At 40.3% G+C, this 19,057-nt stretch carries 17 protein-coding genes and 2 pseudogenes; 10 read left to right on the forward strand and 9 right to left on the reverse strand.

What is annotated here, in order from left to right; translation table 11 throughout:
- Nucleotides 1-412: 412 nt before the first annotated feature.
- The 4 genes from AB204_RS15685 (at nucleotide 413) to AB204_RS15695 (ending at nucleotide 4,263) form a co-directional block, all read left to right on the forward strand.
- Nucleotides 413-1,762, forward strand: a complete 1,350-nt coding sequence (locus AB204_RS15685) for a cytochrome ubiquinol oxidase subunit I (protein WP_047964315.1) — start codon at nucleotides 413-415, stop codon at nucleotides 1,760-1,762.
- Nucleotides 1,752-2,759 (forward strand): cytochrome d ubiquinol oxidase subunit II, encoded by a 1,008-nt coding sequence (gene cydB, locus AB204_RS15690; protein ID WP_047964316.1) that lies wholly within the window; start codon nucleotides 1,752-1,754, stop codon nucleotides 2,757-2,759. The genes AB204_RS15685 and cydB overlap by 11 nt, the downstream gene beginning before the upstream one ends.
- Nucleotides 2,716-2,898, forward strand: a complete 183-nt coding sequence (locus AB204_RS21545; RefSeq protein WP_072061460.1) for a DUF2474 domain-containing protein — start codon at nucleotides 2,716-2,718, stop codon at nucleotides 2,896-2,898. Before cydB ends, AB204_RS21545 begins: the two co-directional genes overlap by 44 nt.
- A 66-nt stretch (nucleotides 2,899-2,964) precedes the next feature.
- Nucleotides 2,965-4,263, forward strand: coding sequence for an ATP-binding protein (locus AB204_RS15695; RefSeq protein WP_047964317.1), 1,299 nt, complete (start codon nucleotides 2,965-2,967; stop codon nucleotides 4,261-4,263).
- 191 nt (nucleotides 4,264-4,454) lie between these two features.
- Here AB204_RS15695 and AB204_RS15700 read toward each other — a convergent pair whose 3' ends face one another.
- Nucleotides 4,455-5,327: a hypothetical protein gene (locus AB204_RS15700; protein WP_047964318.1), complete on the reverse strand. Its 873-nt coding sequence runs from the start codon at nucleotides 5,325-5,327 to the stop codon at nucleotides 4,455-4,457.
- A gap of 208 nt (nucleotides 5,328-5,535) precedes the next feature.
- Here AB204_RS15700 and AB204_RS24150 point away from each other — a divergent pair.
- A pseudogene (locus AB204_RS24150) lies at nucleotides 5,536-5,679 on the forward strand (DUF7661 family protein); the annotation flags it as partial.
- A gap of 125 nt (nucleotides 5,680-5,804) precedes the next feature.
- On the opposite strand, the gene phoH reads toward AB204_RS24150, so the two are convergent.
- Complete coding sequence (gene phoH, locus AB204_RS15705) at nucleotides 5,805-6,593, reverse strand: phosphate starvation-inducible protein PhoH (protein ID WP_047964319.1); 789 nt, start codon at nucleotides 6,591-6,593, stop codon at nucleotides 5,805-5,807.
- A 460-nt stretch (nucleotides 6,594-7,053) separates the two neighbouring features.
- Nucleotides 7,054-8,058 carry an endonuclease gene (locus AB204_RS15710; protein WP_047964320.1) on the reverse strand — a complete coding sequence of 335 codons (1,005 nt, stop codon included), beginning with the start codon at nucleotides 8,056-8,058 and terminating at the stop codon, nucleotides 7,054-7,056.
- 281 nt (nucleotides 8,059-8,339) lie between these two features.
- Between AB204_RS15710 and AB204_RS15715 the strand changes: the two genes are divergently transcribed.
- Complete coding sequence (locus tag AB204_RS15715; protein WP_047964321.1) at nucleotides 8,340-8,522, forward strand: hypothetical protein; 183 nt, start codon at nucleotides 8,340-8,342, stop codon at nucleotides 8,520-8,522.
- A 97-nt stretch (nucleotides 8,523-8,619) separates the two neighbouring features.
- Here the strand turns inward: AB204_RS15715 and AB204_RS15720 are convergent, their stop codons facing one another.
- From AB204_RS15720 to adiA, 6 genes and pseudogenes are all read right to left on the reverse strand, one after another.
- Nucleotides 8,620-9,057, reverse strand: coding sequence for a universal stress protein (locus AB204_RS15720; RefSeq protein ID WP_047964322.1), 438 nt, complete (start codon nucleotides 9,055-9,057; stop codon nucleotides 8,620-8,622).
- A 106-nt stretch (nucleotides 9,058-9,163) separates the two neighbouring features.
- The gene (locus AB204_RS15725) at nucleotides 9,164-9,592 is read right to left on the reverse strand and encodes a universal stress protein (protein ID WP_047964323.1); all 429 of its coding nucleotides are present in this window, start codon (nucleotides 9,590-9,592) and stop codon (nucleotides 9,164-9,166) included.
- Nucleotides 9,593-9,758: 166 nt separating this feature from the next.
- Nucleotides 9,759-9,859: pseudogene (locus AB204_RS24015) on the reverse strand (IS110 family transposase); the annotation flags it as partial.
- Nucleotides 9,860-9,941: 82 nt separating this feature from the next.
- Nucleotides 9,942-10,757 (reverse strand): orotidine-5'-phosphate decarboxylase, encoded by an 816-nt coding sequence (gene pyrF, locus AB204_RS15730; RefSeq protein ID WP_047964324.1) that lies wholly within the window; start codon nucleotides 10,755-10,757, stop codon nucleotides 9,942-9,944.
- Nucleotides 10,758-10,973: 216 nt separating this feature from the next.
- Complete coding sequence (adiC, locus tag AB204_RS15735; protein WP_047964325.1) at nucleotides 10,974-12,302, reverse strand: arginine/agmatine antiporter; 1,329 nt, start codon at nucleotides 12,300-12,302, stop codon at nucleotides 10,974-10,976.
- A gap of 17 nt (nucleotides 12,303-12,319) precedes the next feature.
- Entirely contained in the window at nucleotides 12,320-14,593 is a 2,274-nt protein-coding gene (gene adiA / locus AB204_RS15740) for an arginine decarboxylase (RefSeq protein WP_047964326.1), read from the reverse strand.
- Between the two features lie 927 nt (nucleotides 14,594-15,520).
- Between adiA and AB204_RS15745 the strand changes: the two genes are divergently transcribed.
- The 4 genes from AB204_RS15745 to fghA all read left to right on the forward strand — a co-directional run bounded on the left by AB204_RS15745 (nucleotide 15,521) and on the right by fghA (nucleotide 18,642).
- Entirely contained in the window at nucleotides 15,521-15,835 is a 315-nt protein-coding gene (locus AB204_RS15745; protein WP_047964327.1) for a phage holin, lambda family, read from the forward strand.
- Nucleotides 15,835-16,230, forward strand: a complete 396-nt coding sequence (locus AB204_RS15750; RefSeq protein ID WP_047964328.1) for a structural protein — start codon at nucleotides 15,835-15,837, stop codon at nucleotides 16,228-16,230. The genes AB204_RS15745 and AB204_RS15750 overlap by 1 nt, the downstream gene beginning before the upstream one ends.
- A gap of 345 nt (nucleotides 16,231-16,575) precedes the next feature.
- Nucleotides 16,576-17,685, forward strand: coding sequence for an S-(hydroxymethyl)glutathione dehydrogenase/class III alcohol dehydrogenase (locus AB204_RS15755; RefSeq protein WP_047964329.1), 1,110 nt, complete (start codon nucleotides 16,576-16,578; stop codon nucleotides 17,683-17,685).
- 111 nt (nucleotides 17,686-17,796) lie between these two features.
- Nucleotides 17,797-18,642 carry an S-formylglutathione hydrolase gene (gene fghA / locus AB204_RS15760; protein WP_047964330.1) on the forward strand — a complete coding sequence of 282 codons (846 nt, stop codon included), beginning with the start codon at nucleotides 17,797-17,799 and terminating at the stop codon, nucleotides 18,640-18,642.
- Nucleotides 18,643-19,057: the final 415 nt, after the last annotated feature.

The following is a 19,057-nucleotide window of genomic DNA, read 5'->3' on the forward strand; positions in this document are numbered from 1 at the left end:
AACAACCATAATATTCTTTTTCATAATCTATCTTATGCCGACTTTAATACCATTTAATTAATCAGTTATATTTTCATAAAAAAAATAAATCTAAAATCATTCAATACATGATGTAAAATTAAAACTAAAAAATAATTTACTAATTTAAGGCGAACGAAAACTCTCTATTTCCCTGTTCAACATCATTAATACATCTCCATTGAGATTTTATAATAAAAAAATTAATTATACCTATCGACGAATCATCCCTGCTAATGGTTCATCACATGCCCTATGCTTGGTCTTTGCTCAAACTGTTATAGTCAATAAAAGAAAAATTGTAACTATTATACCCAAGATCTCTATGTTCTACTTATCACACTTTCTAACTTCGTTTGCCCATATACCCAATCGATTTCAACAAGAGGTCACTATGTTCGGGTTAAATGCCCTTGAACTTGCAAGGATACAATTTGCATTTACAGTTTCTTTTCACATCATCTTCCCCGCTATTACGATAGGCTTAGCCAGCTTCCTCGCGGTATTGGAAGGTTTGTGGCTTAAAACACGCAATACTGATTACAAAACGTTATACCACTTCTGGTCAAAAATTTTTGCAGTTAATTTCGGTATGGGCGTTGTTTCTGGCTTGGTAATGGCTTACCAGTTCGGCACCAACTGGAGTTTCTTCTCTGATTTTGCCGGTTCTGTCACAGGCCCTTTGCTGGTTTATGAGGTGCTGACAGCATTTTTTCTTGAAGCCGGATTTTTAGGCGTCATGTTGTTTGGTTGGAACCGGGTCGGAGAAAGGCTGCACTTTTTCGCAACTTGTATGGTGGCACTTGGCACGATTATTTCCACATTCTGGATATTAGCCTCCAATAGTTGGATGCAGACGCCACAAGGTTATGAGATTGTTAATAATCAAGTTGTGCCTGTTGACTGGTTAGCGGTGATTTTCAATCCTTCTTTCCCTTATCGTTTACTGCATATGGGAACTGCTGCATTCCTCGCCTCGGCATTTTTCATTGCTTCTTCTGCTGCATGGCATCTGCTAAGAGGTAATGATTCATCAGCCATGCGGAAAATGCTGTCAATGGCAATGTGGATGATTCTGTTCATTGCGCCGTTGCAAGCCATGATTGGCGATATGCACGGGTTAAATACATTAAAACACCAGCCAGCTAAAGTTGCCGCGATGGAAGGCCATTGGGAAAATCACGCAGGTGAAGCCACGCCATTAATTCTGTTTGGCATCCCTGATCAAGAAACGGAAGAGACACGTTATGCCATCAAAATTCCTTACCTTGCCAGCCTGATCCTGACACACAGTCTGGATAAACAGGTTCCGGCACTGAAAGAATTTGCACCCGAAGATCGCCCGAACGTTTTTATGGTGTTCTGGTCATTCCGTGTCATGGTAGGGCTTGGGATATTAATGATTTTTGCCGGGATCTGGGGGCTATGGCTGCGCCATAAAAAACGCCTGTATGAAAATCGGCTTTTTCTTCGTTTTATGCTTTTAATGGCACCTTCTGGCCTTATCGCCATTCTGGCCGGTTGGTTTACTACGGAAATTGGTCGCCAGCCATGGGTTGTTTATGGCCTGATGCGCACCAAAGATGCAGTATCAGCGCATGGTGATATCCACATGAGTATTAGCCTGCTGATTTTCTTTGTCGTCTATGCTGCCGTTTTCGGTATCGGTTACATCTATATGATGAAACTTATCCGTAAAGGTCTCAATCAAGATCCCAATAAGGAGTTAACAAATGGGTATTGATCTCCCGCTGATTTGGTTCCTGATCATCATATTCAGCACCATGATGTATATCGTGATGGATGGTTTTGATCTCGGCATCGGTATTTTGTATCCGGCAATCAAGGAACAATCCGATCGGGATTTAATGATGAATTCTGTTGCTCCCGTCTGGGATGGTAATGAAACTTGGTTGGTACTGGGAGGAGCCGGGTTATTTGGTGCATTCCCATTGGCCTATGCCGTGATTTTAGATGCTCTGGCAATCCCGCTGACCATTATGCTGTTAGGCCTGATATTTCGTGGTGTCGCTTTTGAATTTCGCTTCAAGGCTACCCCGGGACACCAGCATCTTTGGGATAAGGCGTTCATTATCGGTTCTATACTTGCCACCTTTATGCAGGGTATCGTCGTTGGTGCGGTTATTGAAGGTTTTCCCGTCGAAAATCGTGTTTATGCCGGTGGTTATTTTGACTGGCTGGCACCTTTCCCTCTATTTTGCGGGCTTGGTCTTGTCGTCGCCTATGCTTTATTAGGCTGTGGCTGGTTGGTGATGAAAACCGAAGGGCACCTGCAACAACAAATGTATCGCATTCTGCGTCCCTTGGCATTGCTGATGCTCGCAGTCATTACCATAATCAGTATTTGGACACCTTTGGCCCATTCAACGATTGCTGAACGCTGGTTCAGCCTGCCAAATCTGTTTTTCTTCATGCCCGTACCGTTACTGATATTGTGGTCGAGCTGGAACCTATTGAAAGCCACGCAGAATTCAAGCCATTACTCTCCATTTTTTACCGCATTGTTACTGATTTTCATGGGATTCAGTGGGTTGGGGATCAGCATTTGGCCCAGCATCATTCCTCCTTTCATCAGTTATGAAGAAGCCGCATCGCCGCCTCAATCATTAGGTTTTATGCTGGTTGGGGCCTTATTTATCATCCCGATCATTTTGACTTATACCTTTTGGAGTTATTATGTCTTCCGAGGAAAAATCACTCACGAACAAGGTTATCACTGAAACTGACTTACAACGTCCCTCAATATGGAAACGCCTGGGTTGGATGGTTACAATTTGGCTTTGCAGTGTACTTGCTCTCTACGCCGTATCCACGTTATTTCGCGCCTTAATGACAACGGCGGGCATGAAAATCCAGTGATAACTAACCTTTTTTAATTAATTGAGCTAAGGTTTTGATCAGGACAACAAGAGGATTGTTTAACTGATGAAAACCTTCTCTGACAATCCAGTAACGGCAACAGGCTGGTTGTGTGGTACGGCTATCGCCATTAATTTGTTTGTGCTTCTGTTTCTGGGATTCAATACCCCACTCTCGTTGATTGAAAAACTGTGGGCAATTTTTAACGTTTTGAATATATTAATTTTATTTATTTTGCTCCATAGAGCAAATTTCATTTCATTTCGTATTGCATTGTTTTCAGAGAAATTATTTTCAAAATTATCTTTCACAAAGAAGCAAAGAAAAATAGCGATCCTGAAACAGGAAAAACAATACTTACGTTTTCTCATCTCTGTTCATTCTCAGCTAAATCTTAATACTGCGTTATCTGATAATTTTCATATGGTATTTTACCGACTTAACCAGTTAGTGCCTTTCAATGAAGTCAGGATCACGCTTTATCACCCACAAAGAAAATACCATTTTGAGTACCCGGATAATACCTTAAATACTTATCTTCCACGGATGATGAAATGGGATTTATATGATAAACAGACTTTCCACGGTATGATTCAGATCCTCATTCATCAGGATCGGGTTTTATCTTCTTACGAAAAGAATTTGATTCAATCCGTTACTGACGCACTGGCAAGGCATATATCGCTCAAAAATGCAGTGCGCCAACAAATTAAACAAAGTATCAGCGATGACCGGAAAGCCATTTCCAGAGAGCTGCATGACACTGTAGCGCAATCATTCCTATTCCTGAAGATTCAGATTAATAGTTTGCATTTCCGCACCGATAAGTTCTCTCGACAAGGATTGATCTCCTTAAGAATGATCAAAGAAGAGTTGGATATCGCAGGCCAACAAGTTAGAGAAATGCTGGTCTCACTACGAACAGAGAGAAACCATCATGATTTATTTGAATCATTGAAAACTTTAATCAAAGAATTCAACCATCGACTGGGATTTAACATTGAATTTCATTACCGGATCACGCACCAAATTATTCCCATTGGTCATGGCCGGCATCTGGTGCAGATTATCCGGGAAGCGCTGAATAATTGCTATAAGCATGCCGCCGCGACTTGGATCAGCATCCGTATTTATCCTGTCGGGAAAAAAATTATTACCGTTATTAGCGATAATGGTCGTGGAATGCCTCTGACACTGACAGAACAAGAACAGTTTGGCCTGGCAATTATGCAAGAACGGATATCTTTGATTTCAGGGCAGATGAAAATTAAAAAACGTAGAAAAAGTGGCACAGAAATTGAGATTCAATTCCCGCTGAAAACAGATAAATATAATAACACAAAAGAACAAGACTTATATTTATAGACACTTAATATAAAATATACATAATTAATAATTTTAAAATGTTAACACAATACAACTTTTCCTAAAGCATAGCAAAGAGCCTACTAAAGTAGGCTCTAAGTACATAACTGATAATTCACTTTTCCCATGATATGGAAATTTTCAATTTACTAACTATCAAATACTAGATATCTGGTTAATATTATTAAAAATTATAATGTATTTTTATGCATTATTACTTGATAATCACCTTTGGTAGCTCCGAACATTCTTGGTACTCTAACCTCAGGACGGAATAATCCATTGATAACCCGATTAATTTCATCATCAGTCCGTGCAGATAAAATTTGTTTCGCATCCTCTTTTAGCCGCTCTCCAAATTTTCTTGTCTCAAGAATAATTGAATAAAGTAGCCCTAACAGACAATTATCAATACCAGAGAAAGAAACTCTATGTCTTATAAATTGCCTTCCATCAAGATAAGCGTGAGCAGCCAAACTGATATTATTAATCATTCTACTGTTAGGTGATTCGTTTCCAATTTGATCAATTAATGCCATTGAAGAATGACGAAGCGCTATGTTCTCTTTTTTGTAGGCAACACGATAGAAATTAGTGCCGAACCGACTATAAGGTTTTTGTAAGGAATTACCTACTTCAAGTGAAAAAAAGATATAATCGTCATTACCCAGCCCTCCCCTATCCTCCACTGAGGAGTGATACGTTGGAAATACAATGTCTTTCCCCCCAAGACGCAGCCTTGAGTAAATAAGCAAATTATTGTCAACATTATTTGTCAGATCAGCGGAACTCGCGTGAACAATGAAAAAATCTTTTTTCATAAAAGCATCAGTAAACTGTTTTTCCTCATTTGAAAGTGGGTTAATTTGGATTTCATGCCGTAGCTCCTCTATATTGTCTTGCATATAATCATGTAAGTTCCGAGCACCAAAAAAATGCCAACGAGTTCCTTTATCCGCCATTCTATCTACAGCTTTTTTATTCCAGCGTTTACGTACCTCTTCTCTATATTTATTCCAATATATTCTTTGTAGTTCTAATTCTCTGTTTTTATCCGGATTCATACTTAACCTCTCAAAAAATCACCCAACAAATATAAATTAATGATCTAGCTATAAGCTATGGCTTTTAGTCGGAGACAATCTATTCTTTTATAAAAGAAAATAAATAACAATCTAATAAAATTAAACTTTGACACACTGGTGATACATTTATTCATTAAGTTAATTAAATCATTTTCAGGAATAAAAAAGATAGCTTTTATTCAATGTAAATCTACCCGAACGAAAATATTCACGGATCTATGATGTCATCATTCCTGATTTTTTGGAAGAAGATGCAATTCCACAATGGCTTGATGATATCTTTCATGAAGCAGCCAGTGAAAAATATCCCGACGTACGCCGCATCGAATAAATGATAATTTCCACAATCCCCCCACAAAATGAAAAACTATGCTATAGACAGTCAAAGTTATTCCCCCAGCCACAGGATTAACTGGGGGATGGGTTTCTTTGCAGCGATGTGTATGCTCAGGTCTATCAGCTATAAGCCAACAATGCTTTCTGGCACAATCTGGAACGCACACAATCCTGTTGGGAAAAATGAATTACACTGACAGATTCATCATCAAAAAACCTTTCTAATGCATCCACCAATCCAGATGTCATGTTTTCCGGCAAGTCACATTGACTAACATCACCATTAACAACCACTGTTATGTTTTCTCCCAATCTCGTTAAAAACATTTTCATTTGATTGACTGTAACATTTTGTGCCTCATCAAGGATCACAAAAGCATTTTCAAATGTTCTTCCGCGCATATAGGCAAAAGGCGCAATTTCTACTTTGCCGATTTCAGGACGCAAGCAATATTGCAAAAATGAAGCCCCCATGCGTTTTAATAACACGTCATAAACGGGTCGGAAATAAGGGGCAAATTTCTCTGCCACATCTCCGGGGAGAAAACCAAGATCTTCTTCTGCCTGCAATACAGGGCGTGTCACAATAATTTTATCAACTTCTTTATTGATTAAGGCATTCGCTGCCATTACTGCACTAATGTATGTTTTTCCGCATCCAGCTTCACCATTAGCAATAATCAATTGCTTATTATTGATCGCCCGCATATAGCGGTACTGAACTTCACTGCGTGGCAGAATTTCTGAAGTGTCCCTGTTTTCACGCGCCATTCCAATAGCCTCAACGCCTTCAACTTGCACCAATGAGGTGACATTATCATGATTCCGATAACGTGATTGTCGTATGTCCTTTTTTAACATTCTTCTCACTTCACGACGTGATTTGATCACTGCTTTCTGTCTACCCATAGTCATACACCTTATCGTTAGTTTCACTATTTCGGTGTTCTATCATTGATAGAATAACTAAGTTATGCCCTTCACCTTTCGCGCTTCAATTTGAAAGGTATCGGGTATATATCGAACAGGTAGGAGCTCCCTTTTCAGCTCATTAAGGCCCATAAAAAAACCGGCGCTGAGATCATCACTATTTTTATTAGTGGCATCGATCTCAATCACCGGTTCCTAACCGAGAATGCAGTTTCAGTCTCTGTCATTAGCATTCCTCGCATCTTTCCGCTTTCTTTGGTGTAACCTAACGGACTATGATGTCAGTATAATGACAGTTTTTTATTTATGACAAGGTGAAGGTTAAACTTTACTGAAACATTCTTGATTTTTTATTGGTGAAAACTTATTCAGCAACTATTTATTCAATAACTACAGATTATTCAATAACTACAGAAAAATAATGGCCTTACATTCTCCGTTATTTTTTACAATTACCTGCCAAACGGTATCCCGCTTTTTTGGCTTCTGCTTCTGAATGGAAATAAATTGCATTTTTATCTGCTACCGTCTTATAACCAGAGCAATGTGCAAAATGATAAATCTGGCTGTTTTTATTGCCTTTAATTATGGCTCCCTGCTCCGCTTTTGATGCAGTTTTTTGAGTGAGTGCCTGATTATTCCCTGTATGTAGCCTATTTTGTTTTGGTGTACCAGATTGTGCCACCAGCCCTTGACCTGAGTTTTTATACCCCAATTCCCATTTTTTGCTGCCAGTTACAAATGGGTTATGGTGCCCCATGATCCGGGCAATTCGGTTATCTCTATCACGCTCCCAAGCACCCACTGGATATTGGCGATCCCATGCCATCATCAGCTGCTGTTGTTGGCGTGACATCGTCAGGTTATAGCGGTCATGCATATAAAAGTAGACTCTGGCAACCATCCCTTTCACTCTATCTCGTGGTTCAAACAAACGTGATTGAAAATCCACTTTACTGCTACAGGCGCCATACATATTAGGTGTATTTCTGGCAACCATTCCATAAGCAAAATTACTGCGATCGCCATTAACTTCACCAATTGAAGGAGCCAAATTATGCATATCTGATTCCATCATGCGAAATACCGGATCAGTATCAACGCAGTTCTTGCGGCCCCCGTTCTGCCAACATTGGCGCTGGTGCCCAAATACCCATGCCGGCACCATATGTTCCCATTCAATGCGAGCTGCTCTTGTTTGCTGTGACCTCACATGGTAATTACAAGACGCCAAATCAACACGACCACCACTCTTGCCGACCCATTGCCAGTCACAGCCACAATATAATGTCCCTATACCTGATTTCGTTTGCCCATCATAGACATTCTTTCTTGATTCCACTTTTGCTTGCTCAAAACTAGTTGGAGCGCTCCATACATTAAACGAAATGGTTAATCCGAAAATCAAAAGATAACGTGCCCACAGGCCAATTTTATTGTTCAAAATAATACCTATTTACTTATTGTGCATAACATCCATCTATTATCCTGCCTGACAACACCATAAAATGACAAATATAATTCGTGGAAATTTTATTGATAACGGCAACGGATTTAATCCATTATTTGGATTAATTAATATTAATATGACTTAATGCGCTAAACAGCCCATTTTATTGGGATTTTAAGCACTAAAATATCACGTTAATTAAACTATTGAACTCGGCTTATTTGAGTAACATTAAATCTATTAGTTAAAATACTCAGTTGAATTCATTAGGATAAATGACCATTAGCACTAAAATCAAACAACTTGAACAAGAGTTGCAGGAAGTTGTAAAGAAATATTCAGGGAATGAAGAAGTCACCGTCATTACTACTAACAGTTCAGAAAATAATTTACAGATTCAAGTTATTATCGCTGGTAAAAATCAGTTAGATATTACCCTGAATTCATTTTCTGATTAACCAAAATTCGCTGTAGTTGTCTCATTATCAGAATGTACTATTATCCCCGCCCGTGCCGGGGCGAGGATTTACGGCATTTTTCGCTGAATGAAATCGATTATCTCACAACCAAAACTGAGATTTCAGCATACCCCACAATACCCGACGCATTTGAACCCAGTAAATGGGTTGAAATATCTGGTCGCCGTGATCCAACAATAATCAAGTCTGCCCCTATTTCACGGGCTGTAGACAGCACTTTGTCTCGTGGGGAACCAAAAGCAACAGAGTATGATATTTTATCTTTTGGTAGATCGATTCTTTCTACAACTTTTTTCAGTTCCTCTTCAGAATTCGTAATCGCCTTTTTGGCAAAAGCACTCAGTAAATCATAGTGATAGCTATAACTCACAGAGAACCTGGAGATATCTGGCACTGAGTGGAACAGGTGCACCTTTGCATTAGATATTTTTGCCAAATATTCTGCATGTTTAATTGCATTGTCAGTTAATTGATCTTCTGGAATATCAATTGGAACTAAAATCGTGTTGTACATATATGCTCCCCTGTAATCGGATATAACCGCTGCTATTGGGTATCAACCATAAAGCCGTCACAAAGACCTATTACTATCATTAATCCGCCATTTCCAATGGAAATCATTACCGCACTACTAATACAGATACTTTTGCATACCTGACGATGCCAGAAGAGTTAGAGCCCAATAAGTGCGTAGTGATATTGGGTCGTCTTGAACCAATGACGATCAAATCAGCTCCAATTTCATCCGCCGCAGCAGTGATTTCATCTCTTGGTGAACCAAATACAATCGAATAGGCAATGCGTTCATTCGGCAATCCAAGGGAATCGACGAGCTTTCCCAAATCTTGCTCTGCCTTGATAGTCGCTTTGTCCTTAATCTCCATATAGCCTAATGCATAAGCATTAATGATAGCTGATGAAATAGGTAATACATGCAGGAAATGTAATTTAGCCCCTGTTTCTCTAGCGATCTTAAGCGCGCTGTCAACGGCCTTGTTGGTTAGACCTTCTTCTGAAATATCTACTGGTACTAAAATAGTTTTATACATATGCATGCTCCTATCTACTGAAATACCAAGTTATTCTGATTTCTTTATTATATTGAAATTCAGGCAACTTACTGTGAGTTATCTAACACCTATACCCAATGGATTTCAAGATGCAGCCAACAAAGCGGCAACTTGAAGACGACAGTATCTGTCTTGAACGCTAATTTCACTGGGTCACCTGATGGTAAGACTCATCCCACATCTTCCCTTCCGGATCATCGCGTTCAGGATGGTCAGAAGCCTGTGCATACAGGCAACCAACGCTACTATTCAATCGGTGTCCATATAAGCTATTTAGTAATAAAAGATCTGATAATTTATTTGATCCTGCGGATAAAAAGCTTTCTATTTATCTATACAGATTGATATTATCCCTAATTCCTTTAGCTGCTTGCCTTGCTTTATCTGAAAAATTGAATTCATTCTGTGAAGCATAAATAATAGAGCGAGAACTACTTATTATTAATCCTTTTCCATCTTCGTTTTTTCCGTTGATTACCAAGTCCTTAATTGACCCGCCTTGTGCGCCAACTCCAGGAACTAAGAAAACAATATTTTTTGCTATTTCTCGAATTTCCTTCATCTGAGCAGGCCAAGTTGCGCCTACTACAGCAAGACAGTTATTATTATAATTCCATTCGTTAACTATCAAGGACGCAACCTTCTTATATAATGGTTCACCATCAACAAGTAGATCTTGGATATTTATTGCACCGGGGTTTGATGTCCGACACAACAATATAATGCCCTTGTCTTTATAATCTAAAAATGGCTTTAAGGAATCGAAACCAAGATAAGGGTTGATTGTAACAGCATCAACATCATACCTTTCGAAACTTTCCTTTGCATATTGCTCTGCAGTACTGCCGATATCACCACGTTTTGCATCAAGGATAACAGGGATATCAGGGTAAGTAGTTTTTATATAATTGATGATTTTTTCGAGTTCATCTTCTTTGCCAACTGATGAAAAATAGGCAATCTGTGGCTTATATGCACACACTAAATCATGAGTAGAATCAATTATTTTTTTACTAAATTCATAATATCCATCTTCGGAATTTCTATAGCATTCGGGTAATTTATCGTTTATGGGATCTATACCGATGCAAAGTAGAGAGTTATTTTTATTGGATGAATAGCTAATCTTTTCTACGAAATTCATAATTCCTCAACTATAAGTAATAAAAACATCCAGAAATAATTACTGAGAAAAGAACATGTTAAACGACTCATTGCCAGCCGCTATGCGGGAACGGCGGGGCAAAACACACGGCTGGAATATTCTGATGAGCGAAATAATGAGGGAACTCCACCGCGGCCGTTCTACAATATAAAAAGGTGCTGATATTTCAGCACGTTATAATCCTGAAAGTCTGAATTACTCCTTTTTATCCAAGGGGAAAGGCACAGGATGTTTAGTGTTATAGTTAAAAGTATACATAGCCGTTATTATCATCATTACAACCAATGTCCACACCACTTCTTTTGCTCCTGTTCCCATAACCGCCCAGATGCAATAAACAAAGGCAATAAAGGTAATAACAACATATTGTATTTTCTCTTGCCCAAGATGCCCATGACCAATTAGTAACAAGGCTGCACAGGTATATAAATAAGGTATCAGGGTAAAAATAACTGAGACAGAAGAAACCAACCCAAATTCCTTCGCGGCATTCGGAGATATGCTACTGAGCTGGAACACCGTCATTAAAACGCCAAGGATCAGCAAACCAGCAACGGGTGTTCCCGCTTTATTCACTTTGGCAAAGATTGAAGGAAACAACCCATCATCCGCAGCCGCCTTGGCTGTCTGCCCGGCAAGTAATGTCCAGCCCCCCAGGGACCCCAAACATCCTGCCGCAGCACAAAAGGCAACGACTGCCCCTGCGGTATCTCCCAATGCTAATCTGGCAGCATCCCCAAAAGGTGAAGATGAAATTTTCAACGCCGCATTGGGGATCATCCCCATAATCACGCTACTGGACAAAACATAACAAACAGCCGCAATCAGCACGCCACCAATGGTCGCAATTGGTACGTTACGCTTAGGATTTTTAACCACACCAGCAGCAACCGAAGCACTTTCAACGCCAATAAAAGACCACAGCGTCACGTTTAAAATACTTTGAATAGCCCCGAAAGTATTTAACCCACTTACGTTCCACGCTTCCATGTAAGTCCTACCGCTGAACCAGAACCATCCAAAAACCGCCGTCGCTACAATCGGAATCAATGCCAACGTTGTCGCCACAGCTTGTACTTTGGTAATGACATGCGGCCCGATAATGTTCAAAAAGACAAATATCCACAATATCGCCGTACAAGTGATGGTCAGGATTATCGGATCTTTCAGAATTGGGAAAAAGTAACTCAGGTAACCTACCCCGATCACGACCATCGCGATATTTCCGATCCAGCACGCCAGCCAATACAAGACGTTGGTCTGGTAGCCCAAAAAAGGCCCGAAGGCCCGTCGTGCATAGGCATAAGAACCACCGGGGCTATCATCCAGTGAAGATATCTTGGCGTATACAATCGATAATCCCACCGCACCGATGATAGTCACTAACCAACCCAGAATGGCGATACCTCCTGTCGAAGCCAGACTGGCGGGCAGAAGGAAAACCCCAGATCCCATAATGTTACCTGCAACCATCAACGTAACGGGGATCAATCCGACTTTTTTCATCTCTGAAACTGTAGCCATAATTTATTTTCCCGTACTCACTTTTTTATACACATAACGTGATAAATACCGTTGATAATTTCCGTACCTTCCGTTTCATGTTCAAAACCGGGGAATTCGTGATCCCATTTTTGCAGTGCATGCAAATACCCGATTTGCGGACTGGTTTTAGCCCCGAAATTTTCACCTGAAAGCAACATTGGAATTCCGGGTGGATAAGGGATGATGGAATTCGCTGCGATACGGTGAGGTAAATCATCCAGTGCCACCATTTCCACATTATTGGTGACAATAGCTTGATAAGCGACTCGAGGCGTCATTGCCATTTCAGGTAGGCCCGCATACGCTTGGTTCAATTTTTCGCCCGGATTATTCTGCCGCAAATAATCGAACATCTTGTCGCCCAATTCTTTTAATCCTAAATGACCATATACCTCTGGATATTGTTGCACCAAATCCGGCAAAACCTTACTCAAAGGGGTATTCGCATCATAATGGTGTTTGAAAGATAATAAGGTATTGAGTAATGTTCCCCATTTTCCTTTGGTAATCCCCATTGAAAACAGGAACATAATTTGAAAATCCGTGGTACGGGTAGGTACAATGCCGTGCTGGCTTAACCATGCCGTTACTAAGGCCGCAGGTACGCCTTTCTTCTGCAATTTACCATTATCTCCCATCCCTGGCGCTAAGATGCTGACTTTAATCGGATCGAGCATACTCCAGTCATTCGGCAAATCTTCAAACCCGTGCCAACTATCCTCCGGACGCATCACCCAGCAACTTTGCTCTTTTGTCAGTAATTCTCTGGGAGCGTCTTCAAAGGCAATTTTTTTACCTGTTGCAGGATCTATCACTTTCTCCTGATTCCATGGTTTAAAGAACCAACTACCTTCTTTGCTGAACTCCCGATGCAAACGTGCCAATGCCTGACGAAAATCAACGGCTTCTTCAATCACTTCTTGTGTCAGGGAATAACCGCTATTGCCGTCCATCATAGAAACTGCAATATCGTTTGAAGCGCAAATAGCATATAAAGGAGAGGTTGTCGCGTGCATCATGTAGGCTTGATTAAATCTCGAAAAGTCCACAGGATTACGCCCATCACGCACATGGATAAAAGAGGCTTGTGATAATGCATTCAACAGCTTGTGAGATGAATGAGTGGCAAATACCGTCGGCCCTGAATGGCTTTTAGGTTCCCCTCGCATGGCGTAATGATCATGATAAATCGGATTAAAACGCGCATAGCCATACCATGCTTCATCAAAATGTATCCTATCAACACTTTTATCCAGCAATTCCTGTACATGTTTGGCGTTATAGCAAACACCGTCATATGTACAGTTTGTGACTACGCTATAAACGGGTTTAAGCTTAGCCATACCCTGAGTCAACGGGTTCTGTTTTAGCTTTTTCTGGAGTGTTTTTGCCTGCATTTCTTGCGGGTAGATAGGCCCAATGATGCCATAGCGGTTACGGCTTGGCAGCATATAGACAGGTTTCGCGCCTGTCAGGATTAATCCCTGTTCAATGGATTTGTGGCAATTGCGGTCAATGATGACGACATCATCCTCGGTCATGCAAGCCTGCATAATCGTGCGGTTAGATCCTGATGTTCCGACTACCACCGAGTAAGAGTGGTCTGCACCAAATACTCTGGCTGCATTTTTTTCACTTTCCCCAAACGCACCCGAGTGATCCAACAACGACCCCAATGAGGCTCGTTCAATACCCATATCAGTACGGAAGAGGTTTTCCCCATAATAATCATGATAAAAACGACCAACAGGTGTTTTATTAAATCCAACTCCGCCCTGATGCCCGGGTGCAGCCCAAGAATATTCATAGATTTTGCTGTATTTTATTAAAGCCGACATTAAGGGAGGCAACAATTGTTGGCGATAACGATGCATTGCCGCAATAGCCCGGCCAGCGATAAAATCTGCCGAATCTTCTAGAATCCAAGCAAATTCAGCGAATTGTTCCAGCAATTCATGATTCAGCAAAAATACCGTTTTTTCTCGATCACTTAATAAAAAAACTGGGACATTTTCCTGACGTTCAGACAGTTTATTCAATAATTGGTGTATATTTCGATATAAATCGTCATCCATCAGTGCACAACTTACCATCAAACAATCGAACGGTTCATTGGCCGCAATTATCGTATAGCTATCCTCAAGAGAATCCGAAATAACAACACCAACATCTCTCTCGATTAATTTATCTGCCAACCGCTGCACTGCATTTTCAATATAGTGATTATGATATTGTGTACCCACTTCGTTTTTTGCTATTAATACTTTCATGACATTTTTCCTTACGCTATCTCTACTTGAACCAACAAGAAAATTTAGTGTTATTGGCAATTGCCATAGGATGGTTGGTACAATCAGGGAATTGGATGGTTTTCATTCTGTTAATGCTGTATAAAAAGCATTTTTAACGGTACTGAGTGAGCCATAATATAAACTCCATTAACGTAATCACTTTAGTTAACTATTTACTTAAATATAAATTTTCATGCTTAAAATCACACTGATCAATATAGTGTCTATTTTGATTTGTGCAATTTTGGTCATGGCATGGAAATTAGCTTTGCTATACAAAGTCAAAGCTATCAATATTGAAATATCAGGAAAAACAGTTAATAACTGTTGTGTTAATATTTAATCGTAATTAGTTTTTTGATTATTTTTTATTGCTTTAATTTATTTTTTGTATAATCAACCCGTTAAGCATCCATTTTTTAACCCTTCAGTAAACCAAAGGAAAAACAATCTCGATAATATTCTCTATTCGTTACTCACGACTTTGTATTACAAGCACTGATATGGAGTTGAAAGGCGGTAAAGTTGTTAATGAACAAAACAACCTGATAAGCGATTCTATTTAAAATTTATTTTCTTTTAATTATTTTATTGAATATCACCATGTCAATGAAATAACCCTCCCTTGCATCCTAGGATGCTTATTAAATTTGGCTCTTATAGTAATAGTCAATTCCTACTCATACAGCTCACTCAATCATAGCGTTAATTTAGTAAGAGGCAGAGCACAATAGCATAACAATGTGGATTTTCTTTACTGACGTTACTATGGAAGAGTACGGGGCGTCATTAAGCAGACACTAAAAACCAATCCCGATTGAGGATTATTGCACCTTATTTTTCTGGATTGAATTGGTTAAAAGCGCCTGCGGCTGTGACTTCCATCATTAAATTATAGGACTAAGAATGAAAGAACATCCTGATTTATGGGCCGACTTACTAAACGGTCTGAAGAATGCATGGCCACAGATATCAGGCTCTATTTTGGCCATCATGATTTGCTATGGCCGGCTGATTTATGACGGTGTGGAGCGGAAAAATCGCTGGGTCGAACCGCTACTATGCGGAGCGCTGTCGTGGGGGTTTTCCAGTGGATTAGAACTATTTGGTATTCCAAGCAGTGTTTCACCCGCTCTCGGCGGTGCCGTTGGCTTTATTGGTGTGGAAAAAATACGAGAATTTGCGAACCGGGCCATCAACAAACGTTTAGGAGATAAATAATGACAAGAGGGATTCGTAACCATAACCCAGGTAATATTCGCCACGGTGATAAATGGCAGGGTTTACGCGAGATACAGACAGATAAATCATTTTGCCAGTTTGTGGCACCTGAATACGGTATCCGGGCGATACTGAAAATTCTGCGCAATTACGAGCGCAAGTATGGATTGAATACTATTCGCCAGATTATTTCCCGCTGGGCACCACCAAATGAAAATAATACCGAAGCTTACATTGCCTATGTATGTAAAGTGGTCGGCGTGCCCAGCAGTGTTGTGATAGATGTAGAAAATGTCAATATAATGAGCAAACTGGTTAAGGCTATCATTCAGATGGAAAATGGTCAGCAACCCTATTCCGATGCTGTTATTACACGGGCATTTGAATTGCTATAAAGCTCAGTCAACATATAGTCACCGCCAAAGCATTGGCGGTGATTTTCTCTAAAAATGTGTTTGTTTAATTCTAATGATCGTTTTGATGAAAAATCCCATCCTCTATTTCCCGTGAAATTTGCCTAATCACCTGTTATTCATTTTGTGATACAACTACAAAATCAATCGTCATCCAAGAAAATGAACAAATAGCAGTATCAAAAAACTACGGGGATAGACTCTTAGTTGCATTCCTGATAAAGAGGATAAATATCTTCTTATCTTTCAGAAAATTGCAATTATCTATATTGCAATTACCTATAATGTCGTTAACAGAAAAATACCGTCAACAAAAAGAGGGATTATATGAAATCACGTGCTGCCGTCGCCTTTGGGCCAAACAAACCACTCGAAATTATCGAAATTGATGTTGCTCCCCCGAAAGCGGGTGAAGTAATGATACAAATCAGCCATACAGGTGTTTGCCATACTGACGCGTTTACTCTCTCAGGAAGTGATCCTGAAGGGATATTTCCCGTTGTTCTGGGGCATGAAGGAGCAGGTATCGTCGTCGAAGTTGGTGAAGGTGTCACAAGTGTAAAACCGGGCGACCATGTTATTCCATTATATACAGCGGAGTGTGGTGAATGTGAATTCTGCCAGTCTGGTAAAACTAACCTTTGTATCTCAGTGCGTGATACTCAGGGTAAAGGCCTTATGCCGGATGGCACCACTCGTTTTTCTTACAATGGGCAACCTATCTATCATTACATGGGATGTTCCACATTCAGTGAATATACTGTCGTAGCTGAAGTCTCACTGGCAAAAATCAATCCAGCAGCAAATCATGAACATGTTTGTCTGCTAGGTTGTGGTGTTACTACCGGAATCGGTGCGGTACATAATACAGCCAAAGTGCAACCCGGAGATTCTGTCGCCGTTTTCGGACTTGGTGGAATTGGACTTGCCGTCATCCAAGGCGCTCGCCAAGCGAAGGCCGGGCGCATTATTGCCATTGACACAAATCCGGCCAAATTCGAATTGGCCAAACAGTTTGGTGCCACTGAATGCATTAACCCAAATGATTATGACAAACCCGTTCAACAAGTCATTCTGGATATGACAAAATGGGGTGTTGATCATACTTTCGAATGTATTGGTAACGTCAACGTAATGCGTGCCGCACTCGAAAGTGCGCACCGTGGATGGGGGCAATCCGTAATCATTGGTGTAGCCGGCGCTGGGCAGGAAATCTCTACTCGTCCGTTTCAGCTTGTTACGGGACGTACATGGAAAGGTACTGCTTTCGGTGGAGTGAAAGGACGCAGCCAATTGCCAGGAATGGTGGAAGACGCCATGAAAGGTGAAATAGAGCTTGCACCTTTCGTAACCCACACGATGCCTCTGGAAGACATTAATGAGGCTTTCGACCTGATGCATGAAGGTAAATCTATCCGCACAGTTATTCACTACTGATTTCTATTGATTTTAAATAGTGACCATAAGCAGAAAACCGTGTTAGTTGACAACACGGTATCTGACAAAACCAAAGAATTACCACAACGATTAATCTTAGAGAGAAAGGTAATGGAAAGAATCGAACATCACGCCTGTTTTGGTGGATGGCAGGCTGTCTATCAACACAAATCAAAGGTTTTGGGTTGCCAGATGCGTTTTTCAGTTTTCCTGCCTCCCCAGATTAGAGAAAGAAAATTGCCTGTACTGTACTGGCTTTCTGGATTAACTTGCACCGAACAAAATTTCATCACAAAAGCAGGCGCTCAACGTTACGCGGCTGAGCATGGTATTGTTATTGTGGCTCCAGATACCAGTCCACGAGGTAACGATGTCGCTGATGCCCCTGCTTATGATCTTGGAAAAGGCGCAGGGTTTTATCTCAATGCTTTAAAACAACCCTGGTCTTCACATTATCGTATGTACGATTATGTTGTTTCGGAATTGCCTGAACTGATTGAGGCAAACTTTGAGGTAACGGATATACGGTCGATCAGCGGTCATTCCATGGGAGGCCACGGCGCAATGGTGATTGCCCTGAAAAACCCTGACCATTATTGCAGCGTATCGGCATTTTCACCCATTGTTGCTCCCAGTCAAATTCCATGGGGTATAAAAGCATTTTCCAACTATCTTGGTGAAAACAAGTCTGAATGGAAACAATATGACTCTGTAGAATTGATTAAGAACGCAAAAAAACAGCTCCCAATTTTGATTGATCAAGGACTCAATGATGATTTCCTTGAGGAGCAGTTACGTCCTGAATTACTACAGACTGTTTGCGATGAAATAAGTTACCCAGTGACCATCAACTTCCATGCAGGATATGACCACAGCTACTACTTTATTGCCAGTTTCATTGAGAATCATATTACCTACCACGCTAAAGCAATGCAAAAGTGTGCCGGGAAAAGGTGAATTTTAAATATGTAATTCGGTGATCCATAAAGCCAGATATATTTCTCATCATATAACTAAATGGCTGCCCCCTTAACGTCACCTACTCATAAGGGGGTTTTATTATTCTGAATCCGCCTTAGATTGTAGTGATGTGACAGCATATTTGCAGTCTGGTCAGAAATCCGCCGGCATGAATAATCTGGCAGTATATATTGATAGACAAAGAGAGCTGGCTGCAAAAGAACAGGAAAGAATGCAATGTATTAAAAGAAAGGAAAAAACGAACTAAATAAGATATTATTAATAGCCGCTGGGTGCTGCCAATATGGCCCCCCAATAGCACCCCTTAAACAAGCAATTATTTGATTTATAATGCATTAAAATCTAGTTATAGTTAACCAGACATATCCAATGAGTGAGCAAAGTTTTTCGA

This window comes from Xenorhabdus khoisanae (genome assembly GCF_001037465.1).
GTDB classification, from domain to species: domain Bacteria; phylum Pseudomonadota; class Gammaproteobacteria; order Enterobacterales; family Enterobacteriaceae; genus Xenorhabdus; species Xenorhabdus khoisanae.